The 12989-nt window shown below is 65.6% G+C and carries 13 protein-coding genes; 6 read left to right on the forward strand and 7 right to left on the reverse strand.

Features of this window, described 5'->3' with window-relative positions; translation table 11 throughout:
- Positions 1-137 precede the first annotated feature (137 nt).
- On the reverse strand, positions 138-1433 hold the full coding sequence (gene glyA, locus JHW45_RS05655) for a serine hydroxymethyltransferase (RefSeq protein WP_272859957.1): 1296 nt from the start codon (positions 1431-1433) through the stop codon (positions 138-140).
- A 174-nt stretch (positions 1434-1607) separates the two neighbouring features.
- Between glyA and JHW45_RS05660 the strand changes: the two genes are divergently transcribed.
- Entirely contained in the window at positions 1608-2369 is a 762-nt protein-coding gene (locus JHW45_RS05660) for an NAD kinase (RefSeq protein ID WP_272859958.1), read from the forward strand.
- Between the two features lie 400 nt (positions 2370-2769).
- The gene (locus tag JHW45_RS05665; RefSeq protein ID WP_272859959.1) at positions 2770-3567 is read left to right on the forward strand and encodes a hypothetical protein; all 798 of its coding nucleotides are present in this window, start codon (positions 2770-2772) and stop codon (positions 3565-3567) included.
- Here JHW45_RS05665 and JHW45_RS05670 read toward each other — a convergent pair.
- The 4 genes from JHW45_RS05670 to JHW45_RS05685 form a co-directional block, all read right to left on the reverse strand.
- A complete protein-coding gene (locus JHW45_RS05670; protein WP_272859960.1) occupies positions 3558-5012 on the reverse strand; it encodes an amidase in 1455 nt (484 codons plus the stop codon). The two genes, JHW45_RS05665 and JHW45_RS05670, sit on opposite strands and share 10 nt — an antisense overlap.
- Positions 5013-5047: 35 nt before the next feature.
- Positions 5048-6070, reverse strand: a complete 1023-nt coding sequence (locus tag JHW45_RS05675) for a hypothetical protein (protein ID WP_272859961.1) — start codon at positions 6068-6070, stop codon at positions 5048-5050.
- An 84-nt stretch (positions 6071-6154) separates the two neighbouring features.
- The gene (rpoH, locus tag JHW45_RS05680; RefSeq protein ID WP_272859962.1) at positions 6155-7063 is read right to left on the reverse strand and encodes an RNA polymerase sigma factor RpoH; all 909 of its coding nucleotides are present in this window, start codon (positions 7061-7063) and stop codon (positions 6155-6157) included.
- Between the two features lie 150 nt (positions 7064-7213).
- The gene (locus tag JHW45_RS05685; protein ID WP_272859963.1) at positions 7214-8239 is read right to left on the reverse strand and encodes an RluA family pseudouridine synthase; all 1026 of its coding nucleotides are present in this window, start codon (positions 8237-8239) and stop codon (positions 7214-7216) included.
- Here JHW45_RS05685 and JHW45_RS05690 point away from each other — a divergent pair.
- Entirely contained in the window at positions 8238-8549 is a 312-nt protein-coding gene (locus JHW45_RS05690; RefSeq protein WP_272859964.1) for a DUF6476 family protein, read from the forward strand. The genes JHW45_RS05685 and JHW45_RS05690 overlap by 2 nt on opposite strands.
- Here JHW45_RS05690 and JHW45_RS05695 read toward each other — a convergent pair whose 3' ends face one another.
- Positions 8550-8801: an accessory factor UbiK family protein gene (locus JHW45_RS05695; RefSeq protein WP_272859965.1), complete on the reverse strand. Its 252-nt coding sequence runs from the start codon at positions 8799-8801 to the stop codon at positions 8550-8552.
- Between the two features lie 209 nt (positions 8802-9010).
- Here JHW45_RS05695 and lgt point away from each other — a divergent pair, with 209 nt between their 5' ends.
- Genes lgt through pgeF form a run of 3 tightly spaced genes read left to right on the forward strand, consistent with a single transcriptional unit; the run spans position 9011 to position 11701 of the window.
- Entirely contained in the window at positions 9011-9898 is an 888-nt protein-coding gene (lgt, locus tag JHW45_RS05700) for a prolipoprotein diacylglyceryl transferase (protein WP_272859966.1), read from the forward strand.
- Positions 9895-10953 carry a class I SAM-dependent methyltransferase gene (locus JHW45_RS05705; RefSeq protein WP_272859967.1) on the forward strand — a complete coding sequence of 353 codons (1059 nt, stop codon included), beginning with the start codon at positions 9895-9897 and terminating at the stop codon, positions 10951-10953. Before lgt ends, JHW45_RS05705 begins: the two co-directional genes overlap by 4 nt.
- Positions 10937-11701 (forward strand): peptidoglycan editing factor PgeF, encoded by a 765-nt coding sequence (gene pgeF, locus JHW45_RS05710; RefSeq protein WP_272859968.1) that lies wholly within the window; start codon positions 10937-10939, stop codon positions 11699-11701. Before JHW45_RS05705 ends, pgeF begins: the two co-directional genes overlap by 17 nt.
- A gap of 199 nt (positions 11702-11900) precedes the next feature.
- On the opposite strand, the gene JHW45_RS05715 is transcribed toward pgeF, so the two are convergent.
- Positions 11901-12989, reverse strand: coding sequence for a DUF4062 domain-containing protein (locus JHW45_RS05715; protein WP_272859969.1), 1089 nt, complete (start codon positions 12987-12989; stop codon positions 11901-11903).

Here is a 12989-nt window from a genome sequence, read left to right on the forward strand (position 1 = left end):
GGTGGGCCTGACCCACATATCGCGCAAGTTGCACGTAATGCAAATCGGGTCGGCCACGCTGAGGAAGAATCGGCGCGCGGCGATCCCCGGTCAGGCGATGCCGCACCGGGCCGCCGCGGCAGGGGCGGGACGGGCGTTCACATGCCGGCGTAAAGCGGGAACCGGGCGCACAACTCGCCCACCTGCGCCTTGACCCTGTCCTCGACCTCGGCGTTGCCATCCTCGCCGTTCCGGGCCAGCCCGTCGACGACCTCGACGATCCAGCGGGCGATCTGGCGGAATTCGTCCTCGCCGAAGCCGCGGGTGGTGCCCGCCGGGCTGCCCAGACGGATGCCCGAGGTGACGAAGGGTTTTTCGGGGTCGAACGGAACGCCGTTCTTGTTGCAGGTGATGCGCGCGCGGCCCAATGCCGCCTCGGTCGCCTTGCCGGTCACGCCCTTGGGGCGCAGATCGGCCAGGCACAGATGGTTGTCGGTGCCGCCCGAGACGATGTCGATGCCGCCCTTCATCAATTCGTCGGCCATGGCCTGCGCGTTGCGGACCACCTGCGCGGCGTAATCCTTGAACGACGGGTCCAGCGCCTCGGCAAAGGCGACTGCCTTGGCGGCGATCACATGCATCAGCGGGCCGCCCTGAAGGCCGGGAAACACCGCGCTGTTGATCTTCTTGGCGATGTCGGCATCATTGGTCAGCACCATGCCGCCGCGCGGACCGCGCAGCGATTTGTGGGTGGTCGTGGTCACGACATGCGCGTGCGGCACGGGCGAGGGGTGCTGACCGCCCGCCACCAGACCCGCGATATGGGCCATGTCGACCATCAGCCACGCGCCGACCTCGTCCGCGATCCTGCGGAACGCCGCCCAGTCCCAGACCCGGCTATAGGCGGTGCCGCCGGCCACGATCAGCTTGGGCCTGGTCTTGCGCGCGCTTTCCGCAATCGCCTCCATGTCCAGCAGCTGATCCTGCTGGCGCACGCCATAGCTGACGACGTTGAACCACTTGCCCGACATGTTGACCGGGCTGCCATGGGTCAGGTGCCCGCCGGAATTCAGGTCCAGCCCCATGAACGTGTCGCCCGGCTGCAACAGCGCCAGAAACACCGCCTGGTTCATCTGGCTGCCGCTGTTGGGCTGGACGTTCGCAAACCCGCAGTCGAACAGCTGCTTGGCCCGCTCGATCGCCAGTTCCTCGACGACATCGACATACTGGCAGCCGCCGTAATACCGCTTGCCGGGATAGCCTTCGGCATATTTGTTCGTCAGAACCGACCCCTGCGCCTCAAGCACGGCGCGCGACACGATGTTTTCCGATGCGATCAGTTCGATCTCGTCGCGCTGGCGACCAAGTTCCTTCGTGATCGCGTCGGCGATATCGGGATCGCGGCTGGACAGGCTTTCGGTAAAGAAACCGGTCTCGCGGGTGGGAGCGTTCATGTCTCGCGTCCTCTCAGGCTGGGGGCGGCTGGAATTGGCCTTTCATACCCCAACGAAGCGCCGGTCGAAAGCGTCAAAGCGATGGGCTGCCGCGTGGGCGTCGCCCGTGCCGGGCTTGCCATCGGCGCGGCCCCGTCCGATGCTGCGCGCCGGTCGAGGGGGGAACCAGCCAGCATGAAGCCTGCCGTTCATTTTACCGCCAGCCATGCCGCATCCGCGCAAGAGGCGTTGAAACGGCTGATCGCCCGTTATGGCGACACGGCGCTGGCGCAGGCCGAAACGGTCGTGGCCTTGGGCGGGGACGGGTTCATGTTGCAGACGCTGCACGCGATCCAGGGCCGCGATCTGCCGGTCTATGGGATGAATCGCGGGACCGTCGGCTTTCTGATGAACCGCTATTCCGAGGAATTGCTGCCGCAGCGCCTGATGGCCGCGGAAGAGGCGGTGATCAGCCCGCTGCGGATGACGGCCGTCTGCGCCGATGGCTCGGTTCAGGAGGCGCTGGCCATCAACGAGGTCAGCCTGCTGCGCGAGGGTCCGCAGGCCGGCAAGCTGCGCATCCATGTCGACGGCAAGCTGCGGATGGCCGAACTGGTCTGCGACGGGGCACTGGTCTCGACGCCGGCCGGCTCGACCGCCTATAACTATTCCGCGCACGGGCCGATCCTGCCCATTGGCTCCGAGGTGCTGGCCCTGACCGCCATCGCCCCGTTCCGGCCCCGGCGCTGGCGCGGCGCGCTGCTGCCCAAATCGGCCGAGGTCGATATCGAGGTGCTCAGCCCCGAGCGCCGGCCGGTCATGGCCAACGCGGATTCGCGCGCGGTGCGGCACGTGACGCGCGTCACCGTGCGCAGCGCCGCCGATATACGCCACCGGCTGCTGTTCGACAGCGGCCACGGGCTGGAAGAACGGCTGCTGCGCGAACAGTTCGTCTGATTGCGGCGCGCTTGCGGCGTCTGCCACCGGGTCGCGGGGCCGGTCCGCATGATGTTTATCCCGAGTTGAGGATAATCCGCGCCGGCGAATATATTTGCCAGCTGATTATTTATTTATTACATTATCCGGACTGAAGCGGTTATCGAATCGGTTTCGATAACCGGAATTCGTAGATGTTAATCAGTAAATTCAGCAACCTTGGGAGGTCGCGATGGGTAACGATGGCGAAATCAGCGAAAACACCGAGACTTTGCAAGAAACCGAACTGGACCCGTGTTCGGACCATTGCACAGAAATTCCGCGCGGACGGCGGCGCGTCATACCGCCATTCTCGCGTGCAAACTTTTCGGATTACACGTGGAGCCCGATTGACGAGGCGTCCCTGGCCCAGCTTGTGACCATGGACCCGGACTCGCGATGCGCCTATGAAAAACTGGGCTATCTGCCCGATCTGCGGCGCTTTTCGCTTGGAGAGTTCCGGGTGGACGACCGGCGCACCGTCGCGTTCGAGGTGATCCCGGAACTGGGCGAGGTCAGCTATTCCGAGCTGTCCGAATTTCCTGCCGGAACCGCCAGCAGCCCGGAAGAGGATGGCGAGTCCTCGCCGTCGCCGCTGCTGCGGTTCTTGCAGGTGACCGACAGGTCGGTGCCGGTTCCGCTGGCGCTGCGCGAGTTCGAGGATCGCGAGGATGACGAAACCGCGAAACTGCTTGTCGGGCGCGATCTGGTCGATTCATTCGACGATCACGGACGACAGCTTTCCCTGACTGCCGCGCCGGCACAGGCGGCGTCGGAGCCCGGAACGGTCTGGACATGTTTTACCGGCGGGCTGGATACTTTCAGCGATATATATTGCGAGAACAAGGATATTTCATATTGCGACAACGGGGCATGGATCGACCTGACGCGAAGCAGCGGCAGTAAAAGACGATATGCCTCTCATTCGCGTGTCGCCTGCTGTTCAAATTATTCGGTCCATGTCGAACATCAGTTTCGATACTGGTCCTGGACGTATTGGAAATGGAAATGGACGACGGTCAAATATCCGCTACCGCCGGCGGCGTGGTTGCAGACGCTGTCCTATGGCGATGTGAAATACTGGAAACATGTCGGCGGCAGAAAGCGGCGCCGGAAGGTGCGGATCTGGACCGGGGGCGGATCCGGTTATTTCCGGGCGTGGACGGCGTTCTACAACTGACGCGGTGCATCGGCCTCGGCGTGCGGCGGCAAGGGCAGGCGCGGCTTGCGCCGCGCCGGCCAGTCCGTCGCCACATGCCAGGCCTGCCCCAGATTGAGGATCGCGGCGTCCGATCCGGTCGATCCGGCAAGCTGCATCCCCATCGGCAGGTCGTTGCCGCCGAACCCCACCGGCACCGACAGGCAGGGCAGCCCGGCCAGACTGACCGGCACCACGATCTCCATCCAGCGGTGATAGGTGTCGGCGGGCCGGCCGCCCACCGTTTCGGGCCAGCGCCAATCGACCGGAAACGGCCAGACCTGCGCCGAGGGCAGGGCGACCGCGTCCACATCCTCGAACAGGCGCGCGGCGCGGCGATACCATTCGCTGCGGATCGTGCTGGCCTCATGGATCTGTGCGGCCGACAGGGCAAGACCCTGTTCGATCTCCCACCGCGCTTCGGGTTTCATCAGCGCGCGTTTGTCCGGGTCGTCGTAAAGGGCGCGTCTGGCCCCGGCATTCAGGAAGGCGCGCAACGTGGTCCAGCTGTGCCACAGCCTTTCGGCGGGAAAGGGCGGGGGCAACCTGACGATGCGGCAGCCCAGATCCTCGAACCGCGCCAGTGCCGCCTCGCACAGGGACAGGATGCCGTCCTCGCACGGATAGGCGCCGCCCCAGTCGCCCAGCCAGCCGATGCGCGTCCCGGCCACGTCACCGTCCAGCGCCGCGCCGAAATCGCGCGATTCGCGGCCGAACGGCACGGCTGGATGGGGGCCGGCCAGCGTCGTCAGCAGATGCGCCAGATCGCGCGGCGAGCGCGCCATCGGGCCGGCTGTCGTCAGCGTCGTCACGAAGCTGTCGCCCACCGGATCGCCCGGCACCAGCCCCCAGCTTGGCCGGAATCCGTAGACGTTGCAGAACGCGGCCGGATTGCGCAGGCTGCCCATCATGTCCGATCCGTCGGCCACCGGCACCAGCCGCGCGGCCAGCGCCGCCGCGGCCCCGCCGGACGAGCCCCCGGCGCTGCGGCCAAGGTCATAGGGGTTGCGCGTCGCCCCGAACACGGCGTTGACGCTGTGCGAACCCAGGCCCCATTCCGGCGTGTTGCTCTTGCCGATGAAGATCGCGCCGGCGGCGCGCATCCGGGCCACGACCAGATCGTCGGCGGCGGGCACGTGATCGGCGAAGATGGGCGAACCCCAGGTCGTGCGCAGCCCCTTGACCGCCGCAAGATCCTTGACCGCGATCGGCAGCCCGTGCAGCCAGCCCTTGCGCGGGGTGCGGTCGGCCTGTCGCGCCTGATCCAGCAGCTCGTCGCGCGGCCGCAGGCTGACGATGGCGTTCAGGTGCGGGTTCAGCGCCGCGATCCGGTCCAGAAACGCGGTCATCACCGTGACGGCGTCCAGGCGTCCGTCGGCGATGCGGCCGGACAGATCGAGGGCAGACAGGTCGGTGATCTCGGTCATCTGCGTGGTCCCGGTGCGGTCTGCATGGCGCGTCCTCAGCCGGCGCAGATCTGTTGCAGCGCCAGCCATTGCTCATCCGTCAGCAGCGGTTTTTCGGGCGGACCGGACCGGAACGGATCGCCTTCGATCAGCGGCAGCACGGTCTGGCCGGTCGGGTCCAGCGTGCGGGCATAGGCTTCGCTGCCGAACCCCGCCTGTTTCAGCGCCGCCAGCAGATCGGCGTCATCGGGGCGCGGCAGCGGGTCCGACAGCAGCCGTTCGCCGAACCCCTTCAGCGCGTCGGGCGACAGGCTGCCAAGCGTCATCAGCCGCAGCACCGTGCGCAGGCCGGCATGGCGCAGCGCCTGTCGCCGGACGGATTCGGGATCGGTCGCCAGCCGCGCCGCGACCAGATGTCCCGCCGCCGCCTCGGGTCCCGGCGCGCCTTGCAGCAGATCCGCGCCCAGAACGTAAAGATCGCCGGGCAGACGCAGCGCGCCGTTCAGCGGGCCGGGCACCACGCGGATCAGGGCGTTCTGGCCCACAAGCGCGGGCGTCAGCCAGTCCAGCACCGCCTGACCCGAGGCGCGGGTGCAGACCGGCCCGGTGCTGCGTTCGATATCTTCCAGCACCGCGGCCCCGATCTGGCGCGCCTGCGCGGGCGGGGCGATGCCGGCGGCGTGGCGGATGATCGCGTCGGGCAGCCAGACGATGACGGCGACCAGCATGGCAAGGCCCGCGAGGATCGTCAGCCCGCCGCGCAGCCGTCCGGGATGGGCGCGGCGCGTTTCGATGGCGTGATGGACACGCTCGATCGCCTCGATCATCAGCGGATCATCGATCTCGACCGTCTCGTCGCTGCCGTCGGGGGCGGGGGAATAGATCGCGGGCAGCTTGCCGGGGTTCAGCCGGGTCACGGCGGGCAGGGACCAGTGCGACAACGGCACGTCGGATTTCGGATCGGTCAGGATCAGCGTCGCGTCCCCGACCGCCACCACCACCTCGCGCAGCCGCGCCTCGGGGCTGTCGCGCCACGAGCCCTGAGCCTCGAGCCGTTGAAATTCCGTCAGCGCGGTCATGGATGTCTGGTCTGCCTGCCTGTCAGGCGACCATAGCGCAGCCGCGCATCACGTCAATCTTGCCGCGCGGCGGCCGGCTGTCGGTCAGTCCGCCGGCTCGGGCACCCGCATCCCCTTTTCGCGGGCCAGTTCGCGCATCCGTTCCTGGATTTTCTTGAACGCGCGCACCTCGATCTGGCGGATGCGTTCGCGGCTGACATCGTATCGGCCCGACAGATCCTCCAGCGTGATCGGATTGTCGCGCAGGCGGCGTTCCATCAGGATGTCCTTTTCGCGGTCGTTCAGCACGTCCATCGCCTCGATCAGCATCTGCCGGCGCGTGTTCAGCTCTTCGGTCTCGGCATAGGCTTCGGCCTGGTCGGCATCCTCGTCTTCCAGCCAGTCCTGCCATTGTGCCGTCGAATCGCCATCCGCCGACCCGACCGTGGCGTTCAAGGACGCATCGCCGCCGGACATGCGGCGGTTCATGTCGATGACTTCCTTTTCGGTCACGTTCAGTTCGGTCGCGATCCGGGCCACGTTTTCCGGGCGCAGATCGCCATCCTCCAGCGCGCCGATCTTGGACTTGGCCTTGCGCAGGTTGAAGAACAGCTTTTTCTGCGCGCTGGTCGTGCCCATCTTCACCAGCGACCACGACCGCAGGATATATTCCTGGATCGAGGCGCGGATCCACCACATCGCATAGGTCGCAAGGCGAAAGCCGCGTTCGGGATCGAACCGCTTGACCGCCTGCATCAGGCCGACATTCGCCTCGCTGATGACCTCGGCCTGCGGCAGGCCGTAACCGCGATATCCCATCGCGATCTTGGCGGCCAGACGCAGATGGCTGGTGACCAGCTTGTGGGCCGCCTCGCTGTCCTCGTGATCGGCCCATGCCTTGGCCAGCATGTATTCCTCTTCGGGTTCCAGCAGCGGGAACTTGCGGATTTCCTGCAGATACCGGTTCAGGCCCTGCTCGGGGCTGGGCGCCGGAAGATTGCCATAATTTGCCATATCGGTCGCCTTTCGAAGAGTTCGGGAAACGCAGGCGGCAGGATCGCGGTTCCGCGCCGCCACGGCCCCCCGGATGATGGAAGCTGCGCGTTGCAAGCTATTCTGTCGGGATTTCAGGGCCGGGTAACTTAAGAAAAGATCACATTCATGTCAAGGCCCCGCCTTGCGCAGCGCGTCCAGCAAGGTCTGCATGTCGCGGGGCAGGGGGCTGTCAAAGGCCAGCGCCACATTACTGCGCGGGTGGACAAAACCCAGATGCGCCGCATGCAGCGCCTGACGCGGAAAACCGGCCGCCGCCTGCGCCCCGGCCCCAAGCGCGCGGGCCGAGGCGCGCCGGGCGCCGCCATAGACCGGATCGCCGATCAGCCCCAGCCCCGCATGTGCCATATGAACGCGGATCTGGTGGGTGCGTCCGGTTTCAAGGCGACATTCGACCAGCATCGCCGCCGGCGGCGCGCCCAGGCTTTCCAGCATCCGCGCCCGCGTCACGGCGTGCCGGCCCTTGTCGAAATAGACCGCCTGCCGCTGGCGGTCGGTCGCGTGCCGCGCCAGTCGGGAGGTGATTTTCATCACGCCGCCATCCTCGAAACTGACGCCCGGCGTGCCGCGCAGGCGCGGATCGCCCGGGTCGATCACGCCATGCGCCAGCGCCAGGTATCGCCGCTGCGCCGTATGCGCCTCGAACTGTGCGGCCAGGCCGTGATGGGCGCGGTCGGACTTGGCCGCCACCAGAAGACCCGAGGTGTCCTTGTCGATCCGGTGCACGATCCCCGGCCGCCTTTCGCCGCCGATCCCCGACAGCGAGTCGCCGCAATGGGCCAGCAACGCGTTCACCAGCGTTCCCGCCGGGCTGCCGGGCGCCGGATGGACGACCATGCCGGCGGGCTTGTCGATCACGATCAGGTCGTCATCCTCATAGGCGATGGTCAGCGGGATGGCTTCGGGGCAGGTGGCGACGGGTTCCGGTTCCGGCACGACGATCCGGTATTCCTCGCCCGCCGACACGCGCGACTTGCCGTCGCGCACCACGCCGCCCGGCCCGCTGACCGCGCCATCGGCGATCAGCCGCGACAGGCGCGACCGCGACAGGGCCGCCTGCTCTGGCACAGCCTGCGCAAGCGCCTTATCAAGCCGGTCAGGCGGGTTCGCGTGAATCGTGACGACAAGGTTCGACATGGACGACGACAATAGCGACTGGAAGAACGCGGCGAAAGCGGTGCCCGAACTGCGTTTCCTGAAAATGCTGGTCACCGGCCTGTCGCTGGTGATGGGGCTGGGGATGATCGCCCTGGTCGTGCTGCTGTGGCTGCGGCTGGACCGGCCGATGCTGCCGGACCTGCCCGACGCCATCGCCCTGCCGCAGGGCGCGCAGGCCGAGGCGGTGACCTTTGCCCGCGATCTTGTCGTCGTCGTCACGGACGAGGACGAGGTGCTGATCTATGACCGGTCGGGCACGCTGCGCAACCGGATACGGATCGGCCCCTGATCAGTCCTGACGCTTTTCCGCCTCAAGCGCGTCCAGCCGCGCCTTCAGTTCGCTGTTTTCGGTCCGCGCCTTGATCGCCATCTCGCGCACGGCCTCGAACTCCTCGCGGGTGACGAAATCGCGGTCGGCAAGCCAGCGATCGACCCAGCCCTTCATCGCGGTCTCGGCCTCGGTCCTGGCGCCCTGGGCCACGCCCATCGCGTTCGTCATCAGTTTCGACATGTCGTCGAAGAACTTGTTCTGCGTCGTCATCTGATCGGGTCCCCAAATCTTGCCTGCGCCCAATATGGGTCGGCAGGCGGCGGGGTTCAATCCGCGCCGCTCAAGCAGGCTTGCGCGTGGCGCCCCGGCAGGCGCGCGGCCCCGGTGTCGGCGGTTTGCTGCCGTGACCGCGTCAGATCGCGCGTTGACACCGCCCGCCCCACGGCTAGCTTGCGCCGCGATATCCACGCCGAGGCCGCATGATCCCGTTTCCCGACATCTCGCCCGAGATCTTCACCCTGCATCTGGGCGGGCTGTCGCTGTCGCTGCGGTGGTATGCGCTGGCCTATCTGGCGGGGCTGCTGATCGGCTGGCGGATCATGGTGCGGATGATGCGCCGCGACGCGATCTGGGGCGACCGCGCGCCCATGCGGCCCGATGGCGTGGACGATCTGCTGACCTGGGTGATCCTGGGCGTGATCCTGGGCGGCAGGCTAGGTTTCGTGCTGTTCTACGAGCCCGGATTCTACCTGTCCAACCCGGCCGAGATCGTCAAGGTCTGGCAGGGCGGGATGAGCTTTCACGGCGGGTTCGCCGGGGTGATCGTGGCGGCGTGGCTGTTTTGCCGGGCGCACGACATTCCGCCGCTGCGGCTGGCCGACGCGATGGCGGTCGTGGCGCCGATCGGGCTGTTCTTCGGCCGCGTCGCCAATTTCATCAATGCCGAGCTTTGGGGCCGGCCCACCGATCTGCCCTGGGGGGTGATCTTTCCGGGCGAGGCGGCGCAGACCTGTCCGGGCGTCATGGGCCCCTGCGCACGCCATCCCAGCCAGCTTTACGAAGCCGGGCTTGAGGGGCTGGTGCTGGGCCTGATCCTGTGGGCGGTGGTGCGCGCAGGCGGGCTGCGCCGCCCCGGCCTTGCATTCGGCATCTTCCTGTCGGGATACGGGCTGGCGCGGATATTCGTCGAGTTGTTCCGCGTCGCCGACCCGCAATTCATCACCCCCGACAACCCGCTGGGGCATGTGCTGGGCGGGCCGGTATTCGGGCTGACGATGGGCCAGCTTCTGTCGCTGCCGATGCTGATTCTGGGGCTGTTCTTTATCCTGCGCGCAAGGCGGCGGGCACCGGCTGCCGCAGGCGCATGACGGCGCTGGAGCGCATCATCGCCGCGCGCATCCGCGCCACCGGTCCGATGACGCTGGCCGACTACATGGAGACCTGCCTGTTGCATCCGCAGCACGGATATTACGCCACGCGCGATCCGTTCGGGCGCGCGGGCGATTTCACCACCGCGCCCGAAATCTCGCAGATCTTCGGCGAGATCTGCGGTCTGGCGCTGGCGCAGGCGTGGATGGACCAGGGCCGACCGGCGCCCTTCACCCTGGCCGAGCCGGGGCCGGGGCGCGGCACGCTGATGGCCGACATGCTGCGCGCTTTGCGCGTCGCGCCGGGCATGCGCGAGGCGGCCCGGATCGCGCTGATCGAGGCGTCGCCGCATCTGCGTAAGATCCAGCGCGACAGGCTGGGCCATGTGCAGCATCTGGACCGCGCCGACGATCTGCCGCAACAGCCGCTGTTCCTGATCGCGAACGAGTTTTTCGATGCCCTGCCGATCCGCCAGTTCCAGCGCGTCGAGGACGGCTGGGCCGAGCGCGTGGTGACGCTGGGCCCGGACGGGCTGCGCATGGCGCTGGCGCCGCCGGTCGATCTGCCGCGTCCGGGGCAGCCAGGCGACGTGGTCGAGGATCGCCCCGCCGCGCCCGCGATCGTCGCCGCCATGGCCGGCCGGATTGCCGCCCATGGCGGTGCCGCGATCATCGTCGATTACGGCGGCTGGAACGGATATGGCGATACGTTTCAGGCACTTCGCGCGCATCGTTCCGAAGATCCGCTGGCCTCTCCGGGCGAGGCGGACCTGACCGCGCATGTCGATTTCGCGGCCCTTGCCGCGGCGGCGGTCGGGGCGGGGGCCGTGGTTTCCCGGCCGGTCCATCAGGGCGACTGGCTGCTGTCGCTGGGGGCGGCCGAACGGGCCGGGCGTCTGGCGCAGGCGGGGGACGGGGGGGCGTGGCCCGCGCTTCACCGCTTGACCGACGCAGACAAAATGGGTCACCTGTTCAAGGCGATGGCCATCTGGCCCCAAGGGGCGCCGCCGGTGCCCGGATTCGACGCGCTGAGGCTTCATGCAGACGACGCTTGAGATCCTGACCCATCCGCTGCTTCACGACGTAAGGCACGGATTCTTCACGCGAAAGGGCGGCGCATCGTCCGGTCTGTTCGCCGGGCTGAACTGCGGCCGGCGGTCCAGCGACCAGACCGACATGGTGACCGTCAACCGCGCCCGCGTGGCCGAGGCGATGGGCGTTCCGCCCGATGCGCTGGCGACGGTGAAACAGGTTCATTCGGCGGATGTGGTGACGCTGCGCGACGGCGACGAGATCGAAAATATCCGGGATATTCAGGCAGATGCCATCGTGACCGCGCGACGCGGCGTGGCCCTGGGCGTGCTGACGGCGGATTGTCAGCCGATCTTGCTGGCCGACCCGGATGCAGGCGTGATCGGCGCCTGTCACGCGGGCTGGAAAGGCGCGCTGGACGGGGTGATCGAGGCCACGGTGGCGGCGATGCGCAATCTGGGCGCGACCGGGATCCGCGCCGTGATCGGTCCCACGATCAGCCAGCGCAACTATGAGGTCAGCGAGGATTTCATGGAAGATTTCCTGATCGAAGACCCTGAATATCATCGCTTTTTCAGCGGCGGCCCGAACGGGCGGCCGATGTTCGACCTGCCCTCGTTCGGGCTGTTCCGCCTGCGCGGGCAAGGGGTCGAGGCGGAATGGTCGCGGCACTGCACCTATTCCGACCCGGACCGCTTTTTCAGCTATCGCCGCGCCACGCATGAGGGGCAGGCGGATTACGGGCGGCTGATTTCGGCCATCGCGCTGTAACCTGCAACAGGCGCGCAACAGGACCGTGCGTTGCGTGATGCCGCAGGCGGCGGGGTGGTGGCGTTCCGGTCAGCAAATGCTGTATTTTTGGCTGCACAATGGGTGCACCGGCGCGGCACCGCGTGTGCACAGGGCGTACACCGACAACGCGCGGTTGGGGGGTGATGTCTGGTGCCTGAAAGAATTCGGCTTTAGGTGGCTAGAACGGTATTTCATCATCGAAGTCGCTCCGGGAGACCCGACTAATTTTCAGCTCGCCACTAGCAAGTCCGATGTCGCCATTAGATTGGCCTGAAATCTGGTATCGGCGGGCCACTTTTTCAGCGAGCGGCGTGAATGGATTCGGGCCTTCAGCGTTCATTAAGCCAGATTCACTATAGTAGCTCCTTAATTTTTCAAATGTCACCAAGGTTATCTCAAAAAGTCCATCTGTATCTTCGTTCATCAATTCGCCTGCCAAGGCCGAGCCGATCTTTATGCAAGACTCACGTTCATCAATACTAAAGAAAAAATCTCCATCCCAATCGCCTCTAGAAAATTTCAGGCCGAAGAAGAAAGATGAAAAGGCTCTTATCCACGTAGTCTTAATCCTGGCCGGGCTGCCGCGTCGTGTTCCGAGAGAGTTAGTAACCATACCTGGGATCAAATCAATGTTTAGAATCTCATGCGTTTCAGGAAGTTTTGGAAGCGACAGTCCCACCTCCGGGTGACCGAAGGTCGCTCGGTACTGCTCGATCTCCTTCCGAACATTGTTGAGTTCTTCCAGAGTATCGGCGCTGGCGACACTATTGCCTCTAACCCAGCCTGTTCTAGGTTTTGTTGCTTTCGCGTGATCGAGCGCCTCTCTTACACAAAGCTTGAGTTCATCAGCAGTTTTCCAGCTACGCCGCAGCCTGCCGGTTTCCGCCTCTTCGATAAATTTCTGAAGAAGATCTTGGGCTTCTGGAGTTCGTTCTGTCTGATCGGCTCTAAGGCTCCCGGGGTCTGAGTGAACCATCACCAAAACCGGAACATCCTTCTGAATAGCGTATCTAAATTCCTTATGAGTGTAACTTAAGCCGTCTGGAGCAACGCTTCCGTATCTTCCGGCGATGATAAGAAAATAGTAATCGCATTGATCAATCAATGATTTAATAAATTCAAATTGATCTTCGTCAGCGGCCGGGAAATTCTCCATTTGAATTGGAAAATCTCCGGTGCTGATAATGATGTCCTGAACCGCCCGGCGCTCTGCGCGTAGATCTTCGAATGTAGAGCTAATAAATACTTGATAACGCTTTTCGTGCAA

The organism is Paracoccus stylophorae, assembly GCF_028553765.1.
Classification (GTDB): domain Bacteria; phylum Pseudomonadota; class Alphaproteobacteria; order Rhodobacterales; family Rhodobacteraceae; genus Paracoccus; species Paracoccus stylophorae.